This window comes from Nonomuraea sp. B10E15 (assembly GCF_039871615.1).
In the GTDB taxonomy this organism is placed as follows: domain Bacteria; phylum Actinomycetota; class Actinomycetes; order Streptosporangiales; family Streptosporangiaceae; genus Nonomuraea.
In genome coordinates, this window is record NZ_JBDPMB010000004.1 from 182009 (window position 1) to 204957 (window position 22949).

The 22949-nt window shown below is 72.2% G+C and carries 25 protein-coding genes; 16 read left to right on the forward strand and 9 right to left on the reverse strand.

Annotated features, from left to right (window positions below; all coding sequences use genetic code 11):
* Positions 1 to 161 precede the first annotated feature (161 nt).
* The 3 genes from ABGB14_RS16440 (at position 162) to ABGB14_RS16450 (ending at position 4106) form a co-directional block, all read left to right on the forward strand.
* Positions 162 to 1340, forward strand: coding sequence for a cysteine desulfurase-like protein (locus tag ABGB14_RS16440; protein WP_347644518.1), 1179 nt, complete (start codon positions 162 to 164; stop codon positions 1338 to 1340).
* A 57-nt stretch (positions 1341 to 1397) separates the two neighbouring features.
* Positions 1398 to 3053, forward strand: coding sequence for an acetolactate synthase large subunit (locus ABGB14_RS16445; protein WP_347644519.1), 1656 nt, complete (start codon positions 1398 to 1400; stop codon positions 3051 to 3053).
* An 81-nt stretch (positions 3054 to 3134) separates the two neighbouring features.
* Positions 3135 to 4106, forward strand: a complete 972-nt coding sequence (locus ABGB14_RS16450; RefSeq protein WP_347644520.1) for a tyrosine-type recombinase/integrase — start codon at positions 3135 to 3137, stop codon at positions 4104 to 4106.
* A gap of 9 nt (positions 4107 to 4115) precedes the next feature.
* On the opposite strand, the gene ABGB14_RS16455 is transcribed toward ABGB14_RS16450, so the two are convergent.
* Positions 4116 to 5060, reverse strand: coding sequence for an AraC family transcriptional regulator (locus ABGB14_RS16455; RefSeq protein ID WP_347644521.1), 945 nt, complete (start codon positions 5058 to 5060; stop codon positions 4116 to 4118).
* Positions 5061 to 5131: 71 nt separating this feature from the next.
* On the opposite strand from ABGB14_RS16455, the gene ABGB14_RS16460 reads away from it, so the two are divergent.
* Positions 5132 to 5977 carry an NmrA family NAD(P)-binding protein gene (locus ABGB14_RS16460; RefSeq protein ID WP_347644522.1) on the forward strand — a complete coding sequence of 282 codons (846 nt, stop codon included), beginning with the start codon at positions 5132 to 5134 and terminating at the stop codon, positions 5975 to 5977.
* Positions 5974 to 6396, forward strand: a complete 423-nt coding sequence (locus ABGB14_RS16465) for a nuclear transport factor 2 family protein (RefSeq protein ID WP_347644523.1) — start codon at positions 5974 to 5976, stop codon at positions 6394 to 6396. Before ABGB14_RS16460 ends, ABGB14_RS16465 begins: the two co-directional genes overlap by 4 nt.
* 13 nt (positions 6397 to 6409) lie before the next feature.
* Here the strand turns inward: ABGB14_RS16465 and ABGB14_RS16470 are convergent, their stop codons facing one another.
* From ABGB14_RS16470 to ABGB14_RS16480, 3 genes are all read right to left on the reverse strand, one after another.
* Positions 6410 to 7012, reverse strand: coding sequence for a TetR family transcriptional regulator (locus ABGB14_RS16470; protein WP_347644524.1), 603 nt, complete (start codon positions 7010 to 7012; stop codon positions 6410 to 6412).
* A 29-nt stretch (positions 7013 to 7041) separates the two neighbouring features.
* On the reverse strand, positions 7042 to 7902 hold the full coding sequence (locus ABGB14_RS16475; RefSeq protein WP_347644525.1) for a hypothetical protein: 861 nt from the start codon (positions 7900 to 7902) through the stop codon (positions 7042 to 7044).
* An 86-nt stretch (positions 7903 to 7988) separates the two neighbouring features.
* Positions 7989 to 8303, reverse strand: coding sequence for a hypothetical protein (locus ABGB14_RS16480; protein ID WP_347644526.1), 315 nt, complete (start codon positions 8301 to 8303; stop codon positions 7989 to 7991).
* A gap of 59 nt (positions 8304 to 8362) precedes the next feature.
* Here ABGB14_RS16480 and ABGB14_RS16485 point away from each other — a divergent pair, with 59 nt between their 5' ends.
* The 5 genes from ABGB14_RS16485 to ABGB14_RS16505 all read left to right on the forward strand — a co-directional run bounded on the left by ABGB14_RS16485 (position 8363) and on the right by ABGB14_RS16505 (position 12678).
* The gene (locus ABGB14_RS16485) at positions 8363 to 9106 is read left to right on the forward strand and encodes an ATP-binding domain-containing protein (RefSeq protein WP_347644527.1); all 744 of its coding nucleotides are present in this window, start codon (positions 8363 to 8365) and stop codon (positions 9104 to 9106) included.
* 42 nt (positions 9107 to 9148) lie between these two features.
* The gene (locus ABGB14_RS16490) at positions 9149 to 9454 is read left to right on the forward strand and encodes a hypothetical protein (RefSeq protein WP_347644528.1); all 306 of its coding nucleotides are present in this window, start codon (positions 9149 to 9151) and stop codon (positions 9452 to 9454) included.
* Between the two features lie 71 nt (positions 9455 to 9525).
* Positions 9526 to 10122, forward strand: a complete 597-nt coding sequence (locus ABGB14_RS16495; protein ID WP_347644529.1) for a CoA pyrophosphatase — start codon at positions 9526 to 9528, stop codon at positions 10120 to 10122.
* A 253-nt stretch (positions 10123 to 10375) separates the two neighbouring features.
* A complete protein-coding gene (locus tag ABGB14_RS16500) occupies positions 10376 to 11038 on the forward strand; it encodes a lysophospholipid acyltransferase family protein (RefSeq protein WP_347644530.1) in 663 nt (220 codons plus the stop codon).
* A gap of 65 nt (positions 11039 to 11103) precedes the next feature.
* Positions 11104 to 12678 (forward strand): penicillin-binding transpeptidase domain-containing protein, encoded by a 1575-nt coding sequence (locus ABGB14_RS16505; RefSeq protein WP_347644531.1) that lies wholly within the window; start codon positions 11104 to 11106, stop codon positions 12676 to 12678.
* 8 nt (positions 12679 to 12686) lie between these two features.
* On the opposite strand, the gene ABGB14_RS16510 is transcribed toward ABGB14_RS16505, so the two are convergent.
* The 4 genes from ABGB14_RS16510 to ABGB14_RS16525 form a co-directional block, all read right to left on the reverse strand.
* The gene (locus ABGB14_RS16510; protein WP_347644532.1) at positions 12687 to 13553 is read right to left on the reverse strand and encodes an alpha/beta hydrolase; all 867 of its coding nucleotides are present in this window, start codon (positions 13551 to 13553) and stop codon (positions 12687 to 12689) included.
* A 293-nt stretch (positions 13554 to 13846) separates the two neighbouring features.
* Positions 13847 to 14491, reverse strand: coding sequence for a PadR family transcriptional regulator (locus tag ABGB14_RS16515; protein ID WP_347644533.1), 645 nt, complete (start codon positions 14489 to 14491; stop codon positions 13847 to 13849).
* A gap of 58 nt (positions 14492 to 14549) precedes the next feature.
* Positions 14550 to 15275 (reverse strand): TetR/AcrR family transcriptional regulator, encoded by a 726-nt coding sequence (locus tag ABGB14_RS16520; RefSeq protein WP_347644534.1) that lies wholly within the window; start codon positions 15273 to 15275, stop codon positions 14550 to 14552.
* 253 nt (positions 15276 to 15528) lie between these two features.
* Positions 15529 to 15810 carry a DUF3040 domain-containing protein gene (locus tag ABGB14_RS16525; RefSeq protein WP_347644535.1) on the reverse strand — a complete coding sequence of 94 codons (282 nt, stop codon included), beginning with the start codon at positions 15808 to 15810 and terminating at the stop codon, positions 15529 to 15531.
* Positions 15811 to 15944: 134 nt separating this feature from the next.
* Here ABGB14_RS16525 and ABGB14_RS16530 point away from each other — a divergent pair, with 134 nt between their 5' ends.
* Complete coding sequence (locus ABGB14_RS16530) at positions 15945 to 16976, forward strand: Rv2578c family radical SAM protein (RefSeq protein ID WP_347644536.1); 1032 nt, start codon at positions 15945 to 15947, stop codon at positions 16974 to 16976.
* Positions 16977 to 17012: 36 nt separating this feature from the next.
* Here ABGB14_RS16530 and ABGB14_RS16535 read toward each other — a convergent pair whose 3' ends face one another.
* Positions 17013 to 17591: an XRE family transcriptional regulator gene (locus tag ABGB14_RS16535; protein WP_347644537.1), complete on the reverse strand. Its 579-nt coding sequence runs from the start codon at positions 17589 to 17591 to the stop codon at positions 17013 to 17015.
* Between the two features lie 133 nt (positions 17592 to 17724).
* Here ABGB14_RS16535 and ABGB14_RS16540 point away from each other — a divergent pair, with 133 nt between their 5' ends.
* The 5 genes from ABGB14_RS16540 (at position 17725) to ABGB14_RS16560 (ending at position 22926) form a co-directional block, all read left to right on the forward strand.
* The gene (locus ABGB14_RS16540) at positions 17725 to 18435 is read left to right on the forward strand and encodes a class I SAM-dependent methyltransferase (protein WP_347644538.1); all 711 of its coding nucleotides are present in this window, start codon (positions 17725 to 17727) and stop codon (positions 18433 to 18435) included.
* 3 nt (positions 18436 to 18438) lie between these two features.
* Positions 18439 to 18939, forward strand: a complete 501-nt coding sequence (locus ABGB14_RS16545; RefSeq protein ID WP_347644539.1) for a DinB family protein — start codon at positions 18439 to 18441, stop codon at positions 18937 to 18939.
* Positions 18940 to 19109: 170 nt separating this feature from the next.
* The gene (locus ABGB14_RS16550; protein WP_347644540.1) at positions 19110 to 20966 is read left to right on the forward strand and encodes a GTP-binding protein; all 1857 of its coding nucleotides are present in this window, start codon (positions 19110 to 19112) and stop codon (positions 20964 to 20966) included.
* An 89-nt stretch (positions 20967 to 21055) separates the two neighbouring features.
* A complete protein-coding gene (locus tag ABGB14_RS16555; RefSeq protein WP_281284160.1) occupies positions 21056 to 21178 on the forward strand; it encodes a hypothetical protein in 123 nt (40 codons plus the stop codon).
* Positions 21179 to 21573: 395 nt separating this feature from the next.
* A complete protein-coding gene (locus ABGB14_RS16560) occupies positions 21574 to 22926 on the forward strand; it encodes a glycosyltransferase family 4 protein (protein ID WP_347644541.1) in 1353 nt (450 codons plus the stop codon).
* Positions 22927 to 22949: the final 23 nt, after the last annotated feature.

Genomic DNA, 22949 nt, shown 5'->3' on the forward strand with positions numbered 1-22949 from the left:
ACGTCGTCCAGCCCCCTTCCCGCGAGATCCGCAGACCTCTTCAGCTCCCTGCCCGGCGGCCAGGCCCGTACGGCGCCGCGTTCTTCGCATGACAGCACAAGAAGGTGCTGACGCGTCCGCGCGGCACGATTGAGGTCTCCGAGGCTGAGCATCTACATACCATGCCTTTCCCTATCAAAACGGTACGCGCCACCTATCCCGCACTCTCCGACGGCTACGCCTATCTTGACGGAGCCGCCGGCACGCAGACGCCGCAATCGGTGATCGACGCCATCTCCACCGCATACCGGACCGGGATCGGCAACGTCGGCGGCGCCTTCCCCGCCAGCCACCGCTCCGACGCCATCGTCGCCGCCTGCCGCGCCGCCGTGGCCGACCTGGTCGGCGGCCATCCGGACGGCGTCATCCTCGGCCCGAACATGACCACGCTCACCTACCGCCTGGCCAGGGCCGTCGCCGGCCCCGGCGACGAGGTCGTGGTCTCCAGGCTCGACCACGACGCCAACGTGCGCCCCTGGACCCAGACCGGCGCCACCGTGCGCTGGGCCGAGGTCGACCCGGTCACCGGGGAACTGCCGGTCGAGCAGTACGAGAGCCTGATCGGCGAGCGCACCAGGGTCGTGGCGGTGACGGCGGCGAGCAACATCCTCGGCACCCGCCCCGACGTGCCCGCGATCGCCGAGCTGGCGCACCGGGCGGGCGCGCTGACGTACGTGGACGGCGTGCACGCCACCCCGCACGGCCCGGTGGACATGCGGGCGCTGGGCGCCGACTTCTACGCCACGAGCGCGTACAAGTGGTCGGGACCGCACATCGGCGCGGTGGTGGCGGACCCGGCGCTGCTGGAGACCATCAGGCCGGACAAGCTGGCCTCCTCGGCCGACACCGTGCCGGAGCGGTTCGAGACGGGCACGGCCGCGTTCGCCGACCTGGACGGGGTCACGGCGGCCGTGGACCACCTGGCCTCCATGGTCCCCGGCACGGGGAACCGCCGCGAGCGCCTGCTCGCCTCGATGGCCGCGGCGGAGGAGCACGAGCTGGCCCTGTTCCAGGTGCTGGTCGAAGGGCTGGAGACGATGCCGCACGTCACCGTGTACGGCAAGCCCGCCAGGCGCACCGCCACCGCCTACTTCAACGTGGCCGGCCACACCCCGCGCCAGGTGGCCGAGCACCTGGCCAGGCTCGGCGTGAACGTGTGGAACGGCCACAACTACGCCTGGGAGCTGACCGGCGCACTCGGCATCCGCGAGTCGGGCGGCGCGGTGCGCGCGGGCCTGGTGCACTACAACGACCGCTCCGACGTCGACCGGCTGCTCCAGGGGGTGGCCAGGCTGGAATGAACCGGGGTCTCCCGGTGCTGTCGAGGAACGCAGTCTTCATGAAAAGAGGCGTTTCCCATGTCCCGGCAGGCCGTCGCCGCCCAGCTGATCGTGCAGGCACTGGAGGCGGAGGGCGTCGAATACGTCTTCGGCATCCCCGGTGAGGAGAACATCCACTTCGTCGACGCGCTCCACGACTCCTCCATCCGTTACGTCCTCGTACGTCACGAGCAGGGCGCGGCGTTCATGGCGGAGATCTACGGCAGGCTGACCGGCAGGCCCGGCGTGGCGTCGGCCACGCTCGGCCCTGGCGCGATCAACCTGCAACTCGGCGTGGCCGACGCCACCACCAACAGCACGCCGGTGGTGGCGATCACCGCCCAGGTGGGGCTCGACCGCATCTACAAGGAGTCGCATCAGGTGGTCGACCTGGTCTCGCTGTTCAGGCCGATCACCAAGTGGGCGGAGCTGGTGCCGTCGCCGCAGGCGCTGCCCGAGATGATCCGCAAGGCGTTCAAGACCGCGCAGACCGAGCGGCCCGGCGCCGTCTACCTGGCGATCCCCGAGGACGTCGAGTCGGCGCCGATCCCCGACGGCCTGGCCCCGCTCCCGGTGAACGTCGTACGCCCGCAGGATCCCTCGGCCGCGCAGATCGCCCGCGCCGCCGAGGTGCTCGACGGCGCCCGCCGGCCCATCGTGCTGGCCGGCCACGGCGCGACCAGGGCGGGCGCCTCGCAGGCTCTGGTGCGCTTCTCCGAACGGCTCGGGCTGCCGGTGGCCACCACGTTCAACGGCAAGGGCGTCTTCCCCGACGACCACTGGCACGCGCTGGGGGCGGTGGGGTTCATGCGCCACGACTACGTGAACTTCGGCTTCGACGAGGCCGACGTGCTGATCAGCGTCGGGTACGAGCTGCAGGAGTTCGACCCCGTCAAGATCAACCCGCTGCGCGACAAGAAGATCATCCATATTCACCGGTTCCCCGCCGAGGTGGACGACCACTACCCCGTGGCGGTAGGGGTGCACGGCGACGTCGCGCGCTCGCTGGACGCGCTCGGCGACGCCGTGCACCGGCGGTTCGAGATGAACGGCACCGGCCAGAAGATCCGCCGCATGATCGGCGAGGAGCTGGCGCAGGGGCGTGCCGAGGGCGCGTTCCCGCTGTCGCCGCGCAGGATCGTCGCCGACATCCGCGAGGCCATGGGCCGCGACGACATCGTGCTGGCCGACACCGGCGCGGTGAAGATGTGGATGGCCCGCATGTACCCGACCTACGAGCCGAACACGATGCTGGTCTCCAACGGGCTGTCGTCCATGGGCTTCGCGGTGCCGGGCGCGCTGGCGGCCAAGCTGGCCCACCCTGAGCGCAAGGTGCTGGCCGCGACCGGGGACGGGGCGTTCCTGATGAACTCCCAGGAGTTGGAGACCGCCGTGCGCGAGCGGATCCCGTTCGTGGTGCTGGTGTGGGTGGACGACGCCTACGGCCTGATCGAGTGGAAGATGGACCTGGAGCTGGGGCGCGACTCCCACGTCGCGTTCGGCAACCCCGACTTCGTCACGTACGCCGAGAGCTTCGGAGCCCGCGGCCACCGCGTGACCAGCGCCGGCGAGCTGCTGCCCACGCTGCGCAAGGCGCTGGCCGACGACGTCGTGTCCGTGATCGCGGTCCCGGTCGACTACGCGGCCAACCTGCAGCTGACCGACAAGCTGGGCGAGCTCACCGGCCCCTTCTGACAGGACGGCGGCCCGGCGCCGGCGCGGCGCCGGGCCGCGCCTGGATGGGCTCGTGGACGGCGGGGCCGTAAGATCGGCCCGGTGAGCCTGCCTGCCGTGCCCGATGCCGCGGCGCTGCCGGTCGAGCCGGCGCGCGACCCCTACCACGTCTATCTCGACTCGCTCACCAGCCCCGAGTCGCGCCGCACCATGCGCGGCTGCCTCGACCGGCTGGCCCGGCTGCTCACCGGCGACGAGAGCGCCACGGGCGCGGGCCAGCCGTGGCACCTGCTGCGCTACGAGCACACCGTCCGCATCCGCACGATGCTCACCGACCAGGGCTGGTCGGCGGCGTACGTCAACAAGCACCTGGTGGCGCTGCGGCGGGTGCTGAAGGAGGCGTGGCGGCTCGGCCAGACCAGCGCCGAGGACTTCGCCCGCGCCTCCGACCTCGCCCCCGTACGCCAGAGCCGGCTGCCCACCGGGCACCACGTTCCGCCCGAAGTGGTCGGGGCGGCCCTGTCGGCCTGCGACGACTCCCCGGCCGGGGTGCGCGACGCGGCGCTGATCGCCGTCCTCTACTCCACCGGCTGCCGCCGGGCCGAGCTCTCGGGCCTGGCGCTGGCCGACTACGACCCCGGCGCCCGGTCCCTGCGGGTGCGCGGCAAGCGCGACAAGGAGCGCCTCGTCTATCTGACGGCGGAGGCGATCGGGCTCGTCGAGCGGTGGCTGGCGATCCGCGGGACCAGCTCGGGGGCGCTGTTCAGCCCGATCAGCAAGTACGGCACCCTGCGGCGGCGCGACGGCAGGCCGGTGCGGCTGACCGGGCAGGGCATCGCCGACATCCTGGCCCGCCGGTTCGGGGAGGCGGGCGCGTCGCGGCGTACGGCGCACGATTTCCGCCGTACGTTCATCGGCGAGCTCCTGGACGCCGGGGTGGACCTGGCGACGGCCCAGGCTCTGGTGGGCCACTCCTCCCCCGCCACGACGGCCCGCTACGACCGCCGCCCGGAGAAGACCCGCCGCGACGCCGTCGACCGCCTCCGCCTGCCCGCCCCCCGCCCTCTCGCCTGACCGAGCCGGTCACCTTTTCCCGCCTGCGGGGGCGTCGGCGTTCTTGCGATATTCGCCGGGCGTCGAACCATGCCATTGCTTGAAGGCCAGGTGAAAGCCGACCGCCGACCGATAACCGACGCGCCGCGCGATCCGGCTGTGCGGGAGGGTGCTCTCGGCGAGGAGCCGCGCGGCCTCCTGCATCCTGCGGGCGGTCAGGTGCCGCATCGGCGCCTCGCCGACGAGCTCACGGAAGGCCGCGGCGAACGCCGAGCGCGACAGTCCCGACTCCTCGGCCAGCGACTCCACCGTCCAGGGCTCGGCGAACCTGGTCTGCACGGCCAGCAGCGCCGCCCCGACGGCCGGATGCCGCAGGGCGCGCAGGATCGGCTCGCCCTCGGACAAATTCGCGAGGGCCGCGCGCAGGGCGAGCACGAAGGCCAGCTCGAAGGCGCGCAACGCGACGATCTCCAGCCCTGGCTCCCCGCCGTCCCAGCCGCCGGACAGCCGGTCCAGCATGTCGCCGAGCAGCGGCTCGCCGTCGATCGCCGCGCGGTCCAGTACGAGCATCTGCGGCAGCGCCCGGTAGAGCGGGGCCGCGGCGGCGGCGTCGTAGTGCAGCCCGCCGCAGAGCACGGCGGTCAGCGGTCCAGGGCCGTCGATCGACACCCTGCGCGCCAGGCCCGGCTCCCGCCCGGGGAGCAGGCTGTCCAGCGGCACGGCGGGGCCGCCGCTGGCGTCGCCGAGCCGGTGGCCCGCGCCGTGCGGGAAGACCGCCAGCTCCCCCGCGCCCAGCAGCACCGGCTCGGCCCCCGGCAGCTCCACCGTGCACGTGCCTTCGCTGATGTAGTGCAGCAGGGCGCAGTCTTCCCGCTCGCCCGTCACGCCCCACGGCGCGCGGGCCGTCCAGCGGCTGCGGAACACCCCGCGCAGGCGGAGCGGTCCCAGCAGTTCGCTCAGCAGGTCACCATCCACCGGACGATCCTTAAATATCGTGAGAGGTCCTTTTATAGAGCGTACTGCCGCACGCCGGAAGGATGGAGCCCATGAGATTCCTGGTGATCGGCGCCTCGGGCGCCCAAGGCGGCGCGGTCGCCCGCCGGCTGGTCGCGGCGGGGCACGAGGTCCGCGGCTTCTCCCGCACCGCGAACGTCCCTGAAGGGGTGCGACCCTTCCCCGGCGACCTCGGGGACGCGGGGCGGGTGAAGGAGGCGTTCGACGGGGTGACGCACGCGTCGGTGTCGCTGCCCATGGAGTTCGACCCCGCCACGGTCTCCGCCTACGTGCGCCACGTGATCGGCGGCGCCCGGGCCAGCGGGGTGCGGCGGCTGGTGTTCAACACGGGCAACCGGCTGCCCGGCCGCGACACGGGCGTGGCCGCGTTCGACACGCGCGCGAGCGCGGCCGCGACCCTGCTGGGCAGCGGGCTTCCGGTGGTGGTGCTGCGCCCGCCCCTGTACGCCGACAACCTGCTGGCGCCCTGGGTGTCCGGCCCGCTGGCGAGTTCGGGCGTGCTGCGTTACCCCGTCCCCGCGCGGGTCGCCGTACCGTGGCTGACGCACGACGACCTGGGCGCGGTGACGGCCGCGGCGCTCACGCGGGACGGGCTGGACGGGCTCACGCTGGACGTGGGCGGGCCGCAGGCGCTGACGGGGCACGAGCTGGCGGCGGCGTTCGGAGCTCAGGTGCGCTACGAGGAGCAGGACGTGGACGCGTTCGAGGCGGACCTGGCGCGGATGGCGGGCGCGCCGACGGCCGCCGGGGTCGCCGGCACCTACCGGTGGATCCGCGACACGGACGGCTTCTTCGCCACCGCCCACGACGCCGGTGAGCGGCTGGGCATGTCCCTCACGCCGCTGCGCGAGTGGATCGCCGCCAGGGGTCTGTCATGACGGACGCCGAGCGCGAGGTGATCCGCCTGCACCGGGTGATCGAGGCGTGGCTGACCGGAGCGGCCGACCGGGCGGACTTCGCGCCCTTCGCCGGGGCGCTCGCACCGGACTTCACCCTGGTCGGTCCCGACGGGGTGGCGATCGCGCGGAAGGAGGTCGTGGCCTGGGTGGAGGGCTCCCACGGCAGCGCGCCGGATCTCAGGATCACCATCCGCGACGTCCGCGTGGTGGCCGGGTCGGGCGATCTCGTGGTGGCGACCTACGAGGAATGGCACGGGACGGCTCCCGGCGGGCCCGCGCCGCCACCGGACGCGCAGGGGCGCCGGGCGACGGTGGTGTTCCGGCGCGGCGCGGGCCTGGACTGGCTGCACCTGCACGAGACCTGGCTGGCGGCCCCGCCGCCGGCCGTGACCGGGTGAGCCCGCGCGCGGGTCACAGCGCGGGAAGCAGCGAGAACGCCCGCTCGGCCGCGCGAACCGCCTCGGGCTCGACCTCCCCGAGCGGCCGGCCGCCGGCCAGCTGCTCCCAGGTGCGCCGGGCCAGCACCCGCTGCGTGGCCAGCACCTGCCCCGCGAGCAGGCCCGCGGTGAGGTCGTCGGCCGTCTCGGCCAGCGCCTCGGCGAGCGCCCGCTCTTCCTGCGCCATGTGCTGCAACAACCGCGCCGCCAGGCTGGGCGTGAAGAACACCATCCGGTGGTAGGCCACCACCTCGGGGTCGTCGTTGAGCCCGGTGACGGGGTCGTGCCGGGCGAGCCCGTCGAGGAAGTGGCGGCGCAGCGCCCGCACCGCCCCCTCGCCCTCCGCGCGCCGCCGCACCACGCGCGCCGACTCCCCCCGGTGGTCGGCGATGCGGTGGAGGGCGAGGTCCTCCTTGGTCGGGAAGTATTTGAACAGCGTCGGCTTCGACACCCCGGCCGCCGCCGCGATCTCCGTCACGGGCACCTCGTCGAAGCCGCGCTCCAGGAAGAGCGCGATGGCCGCCGTCGAGATGGCGTCGTGCACCCGCTGCCGCTGAAGCTCTCGCAGTCCCGTCATGAGCACACCCTACCAAAGTGTTAACCTGGTTAATCTCTTAACCGAGTTAACACTTTGGGGGTGCGATGGGCACGCTCGACGACGAGAGACGGTACGTCGAAGAGTGCAGGGCCGGACTGCGCAGGATGGTGCAGGGCGCGCGCGACAACGTGATCGTCGGCGAGGCCGTGACCGGAAACAGCTACAGCGCGGAACGGCTGGGACGCCGCCTCAAGAGCCTGGTCAAGGAGCTCGACGAGGAGCCCGACGGGCCGCCCTTCTTCGGCCGGCTCGACTTCGGGGCGGGCTCGGCCGAGCACCGCGGCCGCGCCTACCACATCGGCAGGCGCCACATCACCGGCGAGCACGGCGGCCCGCCCGTGGTGATCGACTGGCGCGCGCCCGTCGCCAGGGCCTTCTACCGGGCCGGCGCCCGCGACCCCCAGGGCGTCGCGGTGCGCCGCCGCTTCGGCTGGTCGGGCACCACCCTGACGAGCTTCGAGGACGAGCGCCTCGAACAGGGCGAGGAAGGCGGGAGCAGGATCCTCGCCGCCGAGATCGAACGCCCCCGCGTGGGCCCCATGCGCGACATCGTCGCCACCATCCAGCCCGAGCAGGACGACCTCGTACGCGCCGCCCTGGACACCTCGATCTGCGTCCAGGGCGCCCCCGGCACCGGCAAGACCGCGGTCGGGCTGCACCGGGCCGCCTTCCTGCTGTACGCGCACCGCCGGCGCCTCGAACGCTCGGGCGTGCTGGTGCTCGGCCCCAACCGGGCCTTCCTCGGCTACATCTCCGCCGTCCTGCCCGCGCTCGGCGAGGTGGACGTCGAGCAGACCACGCTGGGGCGGCTGCTCGGCGCGCTGCCCGTCACCGCGACCGACAGCGAGCAGGCCGCCGCCGTCAAGCATGACGCCCGGATGGCGAAGGTCCTGCGCAAGGCCCTGTACGGCCGGATCAGCAGGCCGGCCGAGCCGGTCGTGGTGCCCGACGGCTCCTACCGGTGGCGGGTGTACGAGGACGAACTGCGCCGCTTCGTCGACGACACCCGGCGCGAGTCGCTCCCGTACGCCGTGGGGCGGGAACGCGTGCGCGCGAGGGTGGTCGAGTCGATCCGGCGGCAGGCCGAGACCCGCGGGCGGACGCCGAACGCGGCCTGGCTCCGCAGGATCGGCCGCGCCGTCACCTCGTCGCTCGACGTGCTCTGGCCCGCCGCCAAGCCCGTGGAGGTCCTGTACGAGCTGCTGCGCGGCCCCGCCGCCGGCCCGGACCCTGCCGCCGGCGTGCTGTCGGACGCCGAGCGCGCCGCCATCACCTGGAACAGGCCGGCCCCGCAGCGTCAGGAGCGCCACGTGGTCGGCCGCCGACCTGGTGCTGCTCGACGAGCTCGCCGCGCTCATCGAGCGCCCGCGCGGCTACGGGCACGTCATCGTGGACGAGGCCCAGGACCTGTCGCCCATGGAGTGCCGGGCGGTGGCCAGGCGCAGCGAGCACGGCTCGCTGACCGTGCTCGGCGACCTCGCCCAGGGCACCACCCCGTGGGCCGCCACCTCGTGGCGGGAGCGCATGGAGCTGTTCGGCAAGCCGGACGCCCGGATCGTCGCCCTGACCACCGGCTTCAGGGTGCCCGCGGCGGTGGTCGACCTGGCCAACACGCTGCTCGCGGCGCTCGACGCGGAGGTGCCCGCGACGCGCTCGTACCGCGCCGACGGGCGGCTGCGGGTGACCCGGGTGGCGACGCCGGCCAGGGGCGTGGTGGCGGCGGTGCGCGAGGCGCTGGCGTTCGAGGGCTCGATCGGGGTGATCGCGGCCGGCTCGGACGTGGAGGAGCTCGCGTCGGCGCTGCGGGACGAGGGCCTCGACGCGGGCGAGCGGCTGACCGTGCTGCCCGCCGCCATGGCCAAGGGACTGGAGTACGACCACGTGATCGTGGCCGAGCCCGCCGCCATCGCCGAGGCGGAGCCGCGCGGGCTGAACCGCCTGTACGTCGCCCTCACCCGGGCCGTCTCCCGGCTCGACGTCGTGCACGCGCGTCCGCTGCCTCCCCAGCTCACCCCACCCGCTGAAGCCGCGGGAATGCCGATCCGGCTCACCGGCTCGACAGGGCCGCCGTAGCGAGGTGTGATGTGTTTCACGCCTCCGAGAGGAGCCAGCGCAGTGACGACGTCCTCCGAACCGCCCCACGGCGACGAGCCTCCGGCCCCGTGGTCGCAGCCACCGCCCTACTCTCAACCGCCCCATCAGCCGCGGCCCACCCAGGTGCTGTCGATCATCGGGTTCGTCTGCGCCGCGGTGGCCGTGCTGTTCGTCCCAATCCTGTTCGGCCTGGCCGGCATCGTGCTCGGCATCGTCGGCCACACGCGCGGCGAGCCGCTGGGCAAGTGGGCCGCCGTCGCCGCAGGGGTGGGGATGATCCTGGGCTTCGTGCTCGGCATCGTGGTCATGAGCAGCATGTACGCCTGACGCCGCGCGCCGCCGGCGCCCAGGTCGTCATGGTCCCGCGCGCGTCACACGCGCCGTGAGATCCTGGTGGCGTGCTGTCGCCCATCGACGTGCTGCGCGAGCAGATCATCGCCCACCTGGCCGCCTTCGACCGCAGGCAGGTGCCGCCGGTCGGCGGGGTGCGCAGGGCCGCCGTCACCGTGTGCGTGCTGGAGGACGCCGAGCGCCGCCCGTACACGATCCTGATCAGGCGGGCGCCGCACGGCCGCAACCCAGGGCAGTGGGCGCTGCCCGGCGGGCGGCTCGACGACGGCGAGCGGCCGGTGGACGCGGCGCTGCGCGAGCTGGCCGAGGAGACCGGCGTCACCGGGGTAGAGGTGGCCGGGCTGCTCGACGACTTCGTCACCGACTCCGGATTCGTGATCACGCCGGTGGTGGCGTTCGGCGGCCGGCAGGAGCCGGTGGCCGACCCGCGCGAGGTGGCCTCGGTGCACGCGGTGCCGCTGGAGCGGTTCCTCGCACCGGGGGTTCCGCGCTGGGAGGGGAAGCTGCTGCAGATGCCGCTCGGCCCCTCGATCGTGATCCACGCGCCGACCGGGGCAATTTTGTGGCAGTTCGCGGAGGTGGCGCTGCGTGGCCGTGAGCAGCGGGTCTTCGACGTAGCGCAACCACATTGGACGAGAACGTGACCGATTCTTGGGGGCGTATGGAATTCGTGTCGCCGGATGTCCGTTAGCATCGAAAGGCCGATGTGGTCTGTGTCCCCCGGGCCGCAAATTACCGCCTTCACGGAATACCGTTCGGCTGGAGCCGTGTTGTGCATCTCGCCGAGGAGGCGACCGCCACATCGGCCTTAACAGCTTTTCCAGGCGTCCCGCCCACCGGCGGGGCGCCTGCTTTATGGTGGGTTGGCCGACCGCCCGATGATCGCAGGAGTGCTCGTTGCTGTACGAAGTGGTCAAGTTCGCCGCCGCGCCACTGGCACACGCCATGTGCCGGCCGCATGTCACCGGTGCGGCCCACGTGCCGAGGAGCGGGCCCGCGATCCTGGCCGCCAACCACCTGTCGGTGCTCGACTCGTTCCTGCTGCCCGCGCTGCTGCCGCGCCACGTGACGTTCACCGCCAAGAACGAGTACTTCGACGGCAACCCGGTCTCCGGGTTCTTCATGCGGCTGGGCGGGAGCCTGCCGATCGACCGCGAGAGCGCGCACGCCGCCCAGGTCATGCTCGACGAGGCCGCCGCGCTGCTGGGACGCGGCGAGCTGTTCGGCATCCATCCCGAGGGCACCCGCTCCCCCGACGGCCGCCTCTACCGCGGCAAGGTCGGCGTGGCCTGGCTGACGCTCAAGACGGGCGCCCCCGTGCTGCCCGTGGCGCTCAGCGGCACCGAGAAGGTGCTGCCGCCCGGGACGTCGGTGCCGAGGCCCGCGCGGATCGGCATCGCCATCGGGGCGCCCATGCGCTTCGACGGCGACCACACCAAGGCCCGTGACCGCCGCCGGGTGACCGACGAGATCATGGCGGCCATCCAGCAGCTGTCGGGGCAGGAATACGTGCCGGCCTACGCGTCGAGCCTCAAGGCCGCCGCCAACGGCACACCATGAGCCGGGCCGTCCGGCGTCGATGACGAGGGGGCTGATCAGTGGCGCGGGGTCGTACGATCGCGATCGTGTCCGTCGCCGCCGTGCTCGCGGTGGGGGCCGCGGGCGGCGGCGCCTACTACGTGCTGCACACCAGGGGCACGCCCGCCGAGACGGCGCAGCGCTTCGCCGCCGCGTGGCAGGCGGGCGACAAGGCCGCCATGGCGGCCGAACTGGCCACACCGCAGCAGTTCAGCGCGTACGACCAGCAACGCGAGGCGCTCGCGGTGGAGTCGACCGTGATCCGGCTGGGCCAGGTCACCGAGGGCGACGACCGGGCCAGCGCCCCCTACACCGCGACCCTGACGCTGAAGGACATCGGCACCTGGGTCTACGAGGGCGAGATCGACCTCAAGGTGGCCGACCGCACCTGGAAGGTCGACTGGAAGCCCACGACGCTGCACCCGTCGATGACCGAAGGGGCGTCGTTCGAGGTGAAGACCCGCTGGCCCGAGCGCGCCGAGATCACCGACGCCGAGGGCGGGCGCATCGACACCGGCACGGTCGGCGGTTCGGTGCAGCAGCTCGTCGGCTATCTCGACAAGGCCTCCAAGAAAGACGCCGCCAAGCTCGGCTCCGCCTACAGACCCGGGCAGACCATCGGGCACCACGGGCTGCAGAGGACGTTCCAGAAGCAGCTGGCCGGCACGCCCTCCACGGAGATCATGCTCGGTGGCAAGACCCTGGAGACCATCGAGGGCAAGGACGGCGAGCCCTTGCGCACGACGCTCGACCCGAAGGTACAGGCCGCCGCGGTGGACGCGGTCAAGGACATCGAGAAGCCCGCGTCGATGGTGGCGATCAAGGCGTCGACCGGCGAGATCCTGTCCGTGGTCAACAACAAGGGCGGCTTCAACCGGGCGCTGGACGGCCGCTACCCGCCCGGCTCGACCTTCAAGGCGGTCACCGCGATCGGGCTGCTGGCGGCCGGGGTGTCGCAGGAGGACACGGTGACGTGCCCGCAGTACGCCACCGTCGGCGGGCTGAAGATCCGTAACTCCGACAAGGCGGAGTTCGGGTCGGTGTCGTTCCTCGACGCGTTCGCCCACTCGTGCAACACGACGTTCGCGCCGCTGGCCCAGCGGGAGCTGGGCGCCGACAAGCTGCTGGAGGCGGCCGAGTCCGTCGGCTTCAACCAGCCGCTCAACATCGGCGTGCCGGCCACGGAGGCCGGCTTCCCCAAGGCCGAGTCCGACGCCGAGCTGGCCGCGGAGTCGTTCGGGCAGGCCAGGATCACCGCGAGCCCGCTGTCGATGGCCTCGGTGGCCGCCGCCATCGCCGACGGCACGTGGCGGCCGCCGACGCTGGTGCCCGAGCTCGAGCAGAAGGCCTCGGAACAGAAGCTGCCCGAAGGGGTCAAGGACGGCCTGCACGCGATGATGTCCGCCGTGGTGACCAAGGGCACCGCCAAGGCGGCCGGGCTGCCCGCCGGCACCTACGGCAAGACCGGCACCGCCGAATACGGCACCGGGGAGGAGCTCGACAGCCACGCCTGGTTCATCGGGTTCAAGGACGACGTGGCGTTCGCGGTGGTCGTGGAGGGCGGTGGCGGCGGCGGGTCGGTGGCCGCCCCGGTGGCGGCCACCTTCCTCAAGGGCCTCTGAGCCGGGGCTCAGGCGAGGAAGTCCCGGATCTCGGCGGCCACCCGTTCCGGCCGCCCGCGCCGGTCGGCGTTGCAGGTGGCGCTGTGACCGAGACCCGCCAGCTCCACCCGGCGGGCGCGCGGCAGCACGCGTTCCAGCGCGTCGAGCGCCGTACGCAGGTAGGCCGGGCTTCTGGAGCCGCCGAGCAGCAGCACGTCGGCGTCCACCGACCGGTAGGCCACCGGATCGCCGGCCGTGGCCGTCTCGGCCACCACCTGGACGTCGTAGTGCAGCGTCGGGGCGAGCTCGTCGAATGTCGGCTCCCCGTTCGCCGCGGCCTTCTCCTGCCCCTTCTGCGCCAGGACGGTGAGCCATTCCAGCAGGAAGCGCGGCATCATCGTGAAGATCGGCGGGCCCATGCGGGTGGCCCGCATGCCGGTGACCAGCGCCGCCGTGGTGTCACCCGCGGCGATCTCGCGATCGAAGCGGGGCAGCCAGTCCGTCGGGTTGGAGCCGGCGATGTCCAGCGGGGGCTCGAAAAGCACGATCTTGTCGAGGGCCGCAGAGGTGAGGGCGGTGCGCAGCGCGATGATGGCTCCCGAGCTGATGCCGACGGCGTAGCGGGCACCGGTCGCCGCGAGCAGGGCGTGGAGGTCCTCCACCTCCCGCTCGACGGCGTAGGCGGGGCCGTACGGGCCGCTCACGCCGCGGCCCCGGCGGTCGGGCAGGTAGCAGGTGAAGTCGTCCGACAGCGCCTGGGCCAGCTCGATCTGGCTCCGGCCGACCTGCATGGTTCCGTGCAGGAAGACGAGGCCGGGGCCCTGGCCCAGCCGGTGGTAGCCGATCGTGGTGCCGTCCTTCGACGTCACGTCGCCCGAGGTGGTGGTGGTCGTCATGCTTGGCTCCCATGGTGGTTTCCGCCCGTGAAGGGAGCCCGGCTATTGTTGCGAGTGCCATCTCGTGGCCGGGGTCCGCTTCGCGGGTCTGCGGTGCGAGGTCTCCCGGCGGCGGTGCTGCAACACCGCCGCCGGTCTTTCGTGGTACGGCCGGACGCCCGCTCAGCGCGGCCCGGGATTTCCCGGAAAGGCCCGGGGATCGCTCGGCGCGGCCGGGTTCCCCTGCGGACCTGAGGTTCGCAGGGCGGCCCGGGCCAGCTGGTGCGGCCGGGCCTTTCCTGGGCCTGGGTTGGTCAGTCGGTGCGGCCCCTCTCGGCGAGGTCCGCCACGTCAGGAGGCATCCGGCCCGTACGGTGATAGGCGCGCCACTCCTCCAGGCCGGGGAACGCGCCTTCGCCGAACTCCGCCAGCAGCGAGCTCACCCAGCGGGCCTCGGCCTCCCGCATCGCCAGCGCGTACTCCGACTCCAGGAGGAAGAGCCGGGGCAACTCGCCGCTCTGATGTTCCAGAGCGCCGCGGTCGTCGCCGATCCGGCGTCGCAGCTCGTCCAGCCGCTGCCGCAACAGCGCCGCGACCTCGTCGGGACCGAGACCGCCCATCACCGACAGCCCGGCCTCGAACGCCGTCGGCTCCCGCTCGGGAACCGACAGCAGCTCGCGGGTCCAGTCGTCGGCCTCCTGGCGGCCCGCGTCGGTGACGCGATAGACCGTGCGCTCCGGCCTGGCGCCCTGCCGCCCGCTCTCCACGACCTCCAGCAGGCCGTGTTTCTCCAGGTTGCGGACCACTGTGTAGAGGGAACCCCACTTGATCGGCATGTCCTGGTCCTTGCCGCGCGCCCGCAGGACCGAGGCCATCTCGTAGGGGTGCATCGGCCGCTGGACGACCGCGGTCAGCACGGCGAGCGCCATCAGGTTTCCGACCCGTCGCCGCTTCGCCATCCGCCCACCTCCTACTCGTCTACGAATATACGCGCACGAGTAGCAGGCGTAAAGACCGTCACCGGGACGCGGTCGCCTCGTCGTAGTCGAGGCCGAGCCTGGGGGCCATCTCCCGCAGGCATTCCTCGAAGACCGGCTCCAGGTCGGAGTAGGCGAAGCTCAGCTGGTTGAGCGCCTCCATGCAGAGCAGGCCGTACAGCCTGATCCAGCACGTCAGGAAGACGTGCACGGCCTCCACCGGCATGTCCACCCCGGAGGAGCCGGCGTACGCGCGCAACTGCTCCGCGATGGAGGGATGCAGCTCCCCCGGCGCGGGCACCGGGAACGGGCGCGCCTTCCACAGCTCGGCGACCTCCTCGAGGAAGACCTGCTCGAAGTCGCGCCCGGCCAGCTCGCGCGGCGAGTCGGGCCGCCTCCCGGCGGTGATCGGGCTGGCGAACACCCAGCCGAACTCCGCCTGATGCGTGACCGCCCAGCCGCGCATCGCCCGGCACGCAGAAAGCAGCCGGCGGCCGTGCTCGCCGGGCGGGCAGGAGTCGCGCGCCGCCTCCACCACCGCCGTGAGCTCGCGGAAGAAGTCGGCGGTCACCGCGCCGACCAGCTCGTCGTGCCCGGTGAAGTAGTGGTAGAGCGCCGGCCCGCTCATCCCCATCTCCCTGGCCACGGCGTTGATCGTCACAGCGGCCGGACCCTGCTCGATCAGCAGCTTGCGCGCGACCGCGCGGATCTCCGCCAGCGTCGCCTGCCTGACCCTGTCACGCCTGCTTGGGCCCTGCGCGGCCATAGCCCGCCCTCCTCCGGGGACACGAACGGTGACTTCCTCATCGGAGTAAGGAAGCTTAGTGCCTCAAGGAGAACGACCGACGTCGCACCGGTGGCGGCAGCACCACGCCCCGCGATCACCTGCGACGGGACGGCGAGCCGTGCGCGGCGGTGCGCGCGTGTCACATGTCCGGGCGGGGCCGCCCTTCGACGCGTCGCAGATCCGGCTACGCGCGGCCGGGAGGCGAGCGGAAGGCCGGGGTGCAGGCTGGGGGTCAGAAGGCCGTGGTCAGAGCCAGCGCGGCGGCGGCGTCGAGGCGGAGCACCATGATCAGGAGGGTGGCGATGAGGGTCGCGATGAGCAGCCAGCTGATCAGGATGATCACGGTCGAGCGGCGCGGCCTGCGCGGGGCGCCCGGTGGCCGCCGGGCCGTCGCCTCGCTGCGACGGACCCGCTCGTTGAACGACTCGAGCCGAGCCACGAGTCGCGGGTCGTCGTCGACGAGGTGCTGCTCGATCTCCGCCAGCATCCGCTCCTCGTCCTGCGACCAGGCCATGGGCGCACCTCCAGAACGCAAGCTCTTCAGGCGTGTTTCTGCCCAACCATGAAGATCATTAGCCCCCGCCCGACCAGGTAATTGCCGCCTCTTTTCATTTGCGATCACGCTCGAATCCTTGTTCTAATCATGGGATGCGCTGGGACAACCTGCGCCTGGCCGCGCCCGGCCAGGACGATCCGGCCGTGCCGCTGTTCGCCCGCGGCGCGGTCACCCGCACGTTCGACACGCCCGAGTTCAAGGGGATGACCTTCTACGAGATCCAGGCTCGGTCGATCATCAACAAGGTGCCGGGGGCCAGCCGGGTGCCGTTCGAGTACACGATCAACCCCTACCGTGGCTGCAGCCATCGCTGCGTCTACTGCTTCGCCCGAAAGACACACGAATATCTGGACATGGATGCCGGAGCGGACTTCGACTCGAGGATCGTGGTCAAGGTCAACGCCGCCGAGCTGGCCCGCAAGGAGCTGGCCGCGCCCCGCTGGGGCGGTCACCACATCGCGATGGGCACCAACGTCGACTGCTACCAGCGCGCCGAGGGCCGCTACCGGTTGATGCGCGGCATCCTGGCCGCGCTGCGCGACGCCGCCAACCCGTTCTCCGTCCTCACCAAGGGCACGCTCATTCTGCGCGACCTCGACCTGCTGACCGAGGCCGCCGGCGTGACCGACGTGAGCGCCGACGTCTCGGTCGGCTTCGTCGACGCCGGCGTGTGGCGGGCGGTCGAGGCGGGCACGCCCCACCCGCGGCGACGGCTGGAGACGTGCGCCACCCTCAACGACAACGGCATCGCCTGCGGCGTGCTGATGGCGCCGATCCTGCCCTACCTCACCGACTCCCCCGCCCAGCTGGAGCGCACGGTCAAGGAGATCGCCGAGGCGGGCGCCACCCACCTCGCGCCCATCGTGCTGCACCTGCGGCCGGGGGCGCGCGAGTGGTGGCTGGGGTGGCTCTCGCGCGAGCACCCACGGCTGGTGCCGCGCTACCTGGAGCTCTACGGCAGAGGTGCGTACGCGCCCAAGACCTACCAGGCGCGCGTGACCGGGCTGGTCAAGGAGCTGGCCGAGCGCCACGGCGTCGGCCGCGCCACCCCTGCCATGGCCCGCCGCGTCCCACCCCGCCGCCCACCCGCGCCGGCCGAGCCCGAGCAGCTCCGCCTCCTGTGACCACCGCACCACCCTGACCGCCGCCCCCTGGGGTGGTCAGTGCCTGGACGGTCCCAGATGGGCGCGCTCCCCCTGCGCCCCGAACAGGGTGAGCAGCTCCGCGGGCCGGCTGCCGGCGCTGCCGATGCAGTGCGGTATGCGGGTGTCGAACTCCGCGGCCTCCCCGACGCCGAGCAGGAACTCCTGCTCGCCCAGCACAAACCTGACCTGCCCGTCGAGGACGTAGAACCACTCGTATCCCTCGTGGGTCCGCAGCTTCATCGTGGGCGTCGGGCCGGCGGGGGGATAGATCACCTTGTAGGCCTGGATCCCGCCCGGCCGCCTGGTCAGCGGCACCAGCACCAACCCTGATCGCCGCACCGGCCGCAGGTGGATGCGCGGATCGCCGGTGGGCGGGGCCGCGACCAGGTCGTCGAGCGGCACGCCGTGCGCCCGGGCCAGCGGCAGCAGCTGTTCCAGGGTGGGGCGGAGCCTGCCGTTCTCGAGACGGGACAGGGTGCTCGCCGTGAGGCCGGTCTCGCCGGCCAGCTCCGCCAGCGTGGTGCCGCGCTCCCGGCGCAGGGCACGCAGACGCGGCCCGACTCCCGCCATTACGTCTCCCACAGGGTTGTCCATCGTTCGATAATGCGGATCCGCAACTTTTCTTGCAAGCAGGAAACGGCGGCGGCGATGCTGCCGGTACATCGCCGGCGTCGCGGGCGCGTATCGGATCACGCCCGGCACGCCGGCCGGCGAAGGGGCATCTCTGATGGATTCCACCCGACAACGACCGCCCGCCACCGGCGCCAGGGACGGCCGGGGCACGGCAGAACAGGACGCCGGGCAGGACGCCGGGCAGGACGCCGAGCTGTTCTGGGAGCGCCACTACCGCGCCCGGCGCTCCTGGGACGCGCGCGTCAACCCGCTGCTCGCCGAGACCGTCGCACCGCTGCGCCCCGGCGCCGCCCTGGACCTGGGGTGCGGCGCCGGTGGCGACGCCATCTGGCTCGCCCGGCAGGGCTGGCACGTCACCGCCGTGGACATCTCTGCCACCGCCGTCGGACGGGTGCGGGAACGCGCCCGCGATCTCGGCGTCGCGGACCGGGTCGTCACCGAACAGCACGATCTGGGCAGGAGTTTCCCCGCCGGCGCGTTCGACCTCGTCTCCGCCCAGTACTTCCACACCCCGTTCCCCCTGCTGCGCAACCGGGTCCTGCGCACCGCCGCGGAAGCCCTGCGTCCCGGCGGTCTGCTGCTGATCGTCGACCACGGCTCCACGGCGCCCTGGTCGTGGAACCAGGATCCCGGCTCCCACCACCCCACGCCCGCCGAGATCTCCGCGGAACTCGCCCTCGACCCCGCGCGCTGGCCCGTCCTGCGCGCCGACATGCCCAGCCGCCGGGCGACCGGACCGGCCGGTGAGAGCGCCACCGTCATCGACCACATCCTGCTCGTCCAGCGAGCCGGCGGAACGGAGTGACCCATGCCGGCAAGAGGCTCCAGCACACGGGCGAAGGACACCACGCCGCCGCGGACCGGCTCCGGCGAGAAGGCCACCCTGCGGGGTTTTCTCGACCACCTGCGCAACGCGATCGCGGACAAGGTCGCGGGGGTGCCGGAACCGCGGGTACGGACCCCCGGAGTGCCCTCGGGCACCAATCTTCTCGGGCTGCTCAAGCATCTGACGTTCGTCGAACGGTTCTACTTCCTCGGCGAGGACGTCCGCGACTGGCGCGCGACCATGCGGCCGTCGCCCGAGGAGACCGTGGAGGGCGTGCTCGCCGGCTACCGGAAGGCCGTCGAGCGAGCGAACCAGGCCATCGACGCCTGCCCTGATCTGGACCTTCCCGCCCCGCGGCCCACCCGCCCCGGGCCGGCGCCCTCGATGCGATGGGTCCTGGTGCACATGATCGAGGAGACCGGCAGGCACGCCGGCCACGCCGACATCCTGCGCGAGCAGATCGACGGATCCACCGGCCGCTGACCTGCCGGCCGGTGCGCGGCCCGGCCGGAAAACGGCTGGCTCGGGCGCGGTGCCCGGTGGCAACATGGGCGGGCACGTACCCGCCGACGATCAGGAGCACAAGATGCGGCGCCGCCTCGGAATCTCCCAGCGCCCCATCGGCACGAGAGTTCTCGAGGGCTCCACCACACATGCACATCCTGAACATCGGCATACTCGCGCACGTAGACGCGGGCAAGACCAGCCTCACTGAGCGGCTGCTGTTCGAGACCGGCGTGATCGACCGGCTCGGCAGCGTCGACGACGGCAGCACCCAGACCGACACCGGCGCGATCGAACGCCGTCGCGGCATCACCATCCGCACGGCCGTCGCCTCCTTCACCCTGGACGACCTGCAGGTCAATGTGGTGGACACGCCGGGCCACGCCGACTTCGTGGCCGAGGTCGAACGAGCTCTCGGCGTGCTCGACGGCGCCGTTCTGGTGTTGTCGGCCGTCGAGGGCGTCCAGCCGCACACCCGGGTCCTGATGAGGTCCCTGCGCAAGGTGCGCCTGCCCACGTTGATCTTCGTCAACAAGATCGACCGGTCCGGCGCGAGAGAACGGGAACTGCTGGCCGACATCCGACGGCGGCTCTCGCCGTACTGCGTCGCGCTCAACACGGTGCGCGACGTCGGCGGCCCGGCCGCCACGACGCGGCCCCTCGCCTCCATGGAGGAGGCGGCCGAGGTGCTGGCCGAGCGGGACGACGGGCTGCTCCAGCTTCTCGTGGACGGCGGAACGCCCGGCGACCGGCAGGTACGCGCGGCGCTGGCGCGGCAGTGCGCCGGCGGCGTGGCCCATCCGGTGCTGTTCGGCTCCGCGCTGACCGGGCAGGGCATCGGTGACCTGCTCGACGGCATCGGCCTGCTGCCCGCCACCCGCCGCTCCCCCGAGCGCGGCAGGCGGCAGGGTGTGCGGGCGAGCGTGTTCGCGATCGAGCGCACCCGCTCCGGCGAGAAGGTCGCCTACCTGCGGATGCGCGCGGGTGTCCTGCGCGCCCGCGAGCAGCTGTCCTTCCACCGCGGCAGGCACGAGTACGCCGGCCGCCTGACCGCGCTCACCGTCATCGGCTCCCCGAGACAGCGGCAGGCGGCGGCGGGCGACATCGTCAAGGTGCGGGGCGTGCCGGAGATCCGCGTCGGCGACCACCTGGGCGCGCCGGGCCCCGCCGGGCAGGCACACTTCACGCCGCCCGGCCTGGAGACCGTCGTACGCGCCCGCGTGCCCGGCCAGGAGTCGCGCCTGCACGCCGCCCTCCTCGCGCTGGCCGAGCAGGACCCGCTGATCGCCACCCGTACGCTGGCCGGCGGCGACACCTCCGTCCTGCTGTACGGGGAGGTGCAGAAGGAGGTCATCGGCGAGACCCTGGCCAGGGACTTCGGGGTGGAGGCCGATTTCGAGCCCAGCCGCCCCGTCTACTTCGAACGTCCCGCGGGCACCGCCGAAGCGGTCGAGGAGATCCAGCGTCACGGCCCGAACGCGTTCATGGCCACGGTGGGCCTCCGCGTCGAGCCGGCCGCTTCCGGCTCGGGCCTCACCTACATCATGGGGGTCGATCCGGGGTCGCTGCCCGCCGCGTTCCATCGGGCCATCGAGGAGAGTGTGGGCTCGGCGTTGCGCGCGGGCCCGCACGGCTGGCCGGTCACCGATGTCACGGTCACGCTCACGAGGACCGGCTACGCGGCGCCGACGACGGTCGCGGCCGACTTCCGCGGCCGCACCCCGATCGTGTTGTCGAAGGCGCTGCGCCTGGCGGGCACCACGGTGTACGAGCCGTGCCACCGCTTCGAGGCGGAGGTGCCGCTGGAGTCGTTCGGCGCGGTCACCGGGAAGCTGGCGGTGCTGGGCGGCGTGCTGCGCGACACCCGGAGGCAGGACGACACGTGGGTGCTGGCGGGGCAGATCCCGGCGGCCGCGGTGCACGAGGCCGAGCAGCGGTTGCCGGGCCTGACGCACGGCGAGGGCGTGTGGTGGTCGGAGCCGTCGGGCGACCGTCCCACCCGATAGGCGGTATGTCGGATTTCTTCGTTAGTTGGGTATTAACGCCCGTGGTGCACTAATAGGGGTGCACCACGTCCGTACACGGGGGGATTCCCATGGCTGACACGAAGAAGAAACCCGCGGCCAAGACCGGCAAGTCGAAGAAGCAGGCCATCAAGACGAGCAGGCAGGCCAAGGAGACGAAGAAGGAGACCAGAAAGGCTCCGGACGAGGGGTGACCCTGGCCGGACGGCGGGCGGTCCGGGGCACCCGCCCGCCGAGCCGGACACCATGACCGGACAGCCGAGGGAGCCGCGCCTCGGCTGTCCCGTCGACCGGAGGCCGCAGGGCCGCGACGGCATCGCGGGCGAGCGCATCCCGAAGCGTGGTCAGCGTCAGACCTGGGAGATCATCCGGCATAAGCCGCGCGTGCAACCTTAGCCATATATATGGCGTCTAAAGATCATAGGTGGGGAAAGCGCACAGGGGATGAACAACGTGCACTCCGCCGACGCGATGAAAAGGCCGGTGGCAGGGTGGAAACCCGCGCCACCGGCTACGTGTGTTCGCAGTTCTTCCGGCCCAGAGGGGATTACGTCAGGTGCGCGCACTGGCTCGTAAGGGTAAGTCGGCCGTGGTCAGGCTGTATCGGGGGTACGACCGGCGCAGGGGCAGGAAGGCCCCGCCACCCACGACGCGGCAGGTTCGCATCCTGTTGCTGCACGCCAACGGGATGGGCGGAACCATCAGGACGGTGTTCAACCTGGCGAGCCACCTCGCCAAGGAGCACGACGTCGAGATCGTGAGCATCCTGAAGGAGAGCGAGCACCCGTTCTTTCCCATCGATCCGCGCGTGAGGTTCCGCTATCTGGACGACCGGCTCAAGCCCGGCGCCAACCCGTTGCGCGCGATGTTGTCCAAGCTGCCGAGCAAGCTCATCCCGAAGGGAGAGACGGCCTACCACCGGTTCTCCCTGTGGACGGACCTCGCACTCACCCGCTACCTCCGCTCGCTCGACACCGGCGTGCTGATGGGCACCCGCCCAGGGCTCAACCTCGCGATGGCCCAGTTAGCCAGGCCCGGCGTCATCACCATCGGGCAGGAGCACGTGGCTCTGCGCACCCAGGCCGAGCCGATCCAGGAGCTGATCAAGTGGCGGTACCGCCGCCTCGACGCTCTGGTCACCCTGACCAAGGCCGACCTGCGCGACTACCGGGAAATGTTGCCGAAGCAGCCGCGCAAGCTGGTCCGCATCCCCAACGCCGTACCCCCGATGACGGGCGAGCAGGCCAAGCTCGACGCCAAGGTGGCCGTGGCGGTCGGCAGGATGACCCGCATCAAGGGCTTCCACAGGCTCATCACCGCCTGGCAGACCGTCTCGGCGGCCCACCCCGACTGGAAGCTGCGCATCTACGGTGCCGGGCCGCAGGAGGAGAGCCTCGCACAGCAGGTCGTGGAGCTGGGCCTGCAGGAGACGGTGGAACTGCCGGGGCCCACCTCCGACGTGGGGGCGGCGCTGGAGAAGGCGTCGATCTACGTGCTCAGCTCACGCCACGAAGGATTCCCGATGACCATCCTGGAGGCGATGGCCAAGGGGCTGTCCATCGTGAGCTTCAACAGCCCGCACGGCCCCAAGGAGATGATCACGCACGAGGTGGACGGGCTGCTGGTCAAGCCGCGTACCAACGCCAACCTGGCGTCTTCGATCATCCGCGTCATCGAGGACGAGGGGCTGCGCAGGGACCTGGCCGCGCGTGCGCTGGAGACGGCCCGCGGCTACGACCCCGACGTGATCGGCCTGAAGTGGGACAAGCTGCTGGCCGACCTGCTGGCCCGCCGCGACGGCACGCGCGCCCGCCGGCGCAGAGCGGCCGCGGACGCCGCCCAGGATGCGCCGCCGGACCCCCAGCACGACACGAACACCACCCACGCAGGTGCTCGGGCAGCGGCGCGGGAGAGGTGGCCGGTCCCGGGAACACCTTCCTGACCCGGCCGTCCCTGATCAGCGCG

Excerpts from the sequence above, each read along its gene's own strand:
- ABGB14_RS16530 (WP_347644536.1), top strand. The coding sequence starts at position 15,945 with ATGCGCTGGGACAACCTGCGCCTGGCCGCGCCCGGCCAGGACGATCCG.
- ABGB14_RS16540 (WP_347644538.1), top strand. The coding sequence starts at position 17,725 with ATGGATTCCACCCGACAACGACCGCCCGCCACCGGCGCCAGGGACGGC.
- ABGB14_RS16465 (WP_347644523.1), top strand. The coding sequence starts at position 5,974 with ATGACGGACGCCGAGCGCGAGGTGATCCGCCTGCACCGGGTGATCGAG.
- ABGB14_RS16525 (WP_347644535.1), bottom strand. The coding sequence starts at position 15,810 with ATGGCCTGGTCGCAGGACGAGGAGCGGATGCTGGCGGAGATCGAGCAG.
- ABGB14_RS16515 (WP_347644533.1), bottom strand. The coding sequence starts at position 14,491 with ATGGCGAAGCGGCGACGGGTCGGAAACCTGATGGCGCTCGCCGTGCTG.
- ABGB14_RS16535 (WP_347644537.1), bottom strand. The coding sequence starts at position 17,591 with ATGGACAACCCTGTGGGAGACGTAATGGCGGGAGTCGGGCCGCGTCTG.
- ABGB14_RS16545 (WP_347644539.1), top strand. The coding sequence starts at position 18,439 with ATGCCGGCAAGAGGCTCCAGCACACGGGCGAAGGACACCACGCCGCCG.
- ABGB14_RS16510 (WP_347644532.1), bottom strand. The coding sequence starts at position 13,553 with ATGACGACCACCACCACCTCGGGCGACGTGACGTCGAAGGACGGCACC.
- ABGB14_RS16470 (WP_347644524.1), bottom strand. The coding sequence starts at position 7,012 with ATGACGGGACTGCGAGAGCTTCAGCGGCAGCGGGTGCACGACGCCATC.
- ABGB14_RS16475 (WP_347644525.1), bottom strand. The coding sequence starts at position 7,902 with ATGCTTGACGGCGGCGGCCTGCTCGCTGTCGGTCGCGGTGACGGGCAG.
- ABGB14_RS16440 (WP_347644518.1), top strand. The coding sequence starts at position 162 with ATGCCTTTCCCTATCAAAACGGTACGCGCCACCTATCCCGCACTCTCC.
- ABGB14_RS16520 (WP_347644534.1), bottom strand. The coding sequence starts at position 15,275 with ATGGCCGCGCAGGGCCCAAGCAGGCGTGACAGGGTCAGGCAGGCGACG.
- ABGB14_RS16480 (WP_347644526.1), bottom strand. The coding sequence starts at position 8,303 with ATGGCGGCGCGCTCGGCGTCCGACAGCACGCCGGCGGCAGGGTCCGGG.
- ABGB14_RS16555 (WP_281284160.1), top strand. The coding sequence starts at position 21,056 with ATGGCTGACACGAAGAAGAAACCCGCGGCCAAGACCGGCAAGTCGAAG.
- ABGB14_RS16460 (WP_347644522.1), top strand. The coding sequence starts at position 5,132 with ATGAGATTCCTGGTGATCGGCGCCTCGGGCGCCCAAGGCGGCGCGGTC.
- ABGB14_RS16445 (WP_347644519.1), top strand. The coding sequence starts at position 1,398 with ATGTCCCGGCAGGCCGTCGCCGCCCAGCTGATCGTGCAGGCACTGGAG.
- ABGB14_RS16550 (WP_347644540.1), top strand. The coding sequence starts at position 19,110 with ATGCACATCCTGAACATCGGCATACTCGCGCACGTAGACGCGGGCAAG.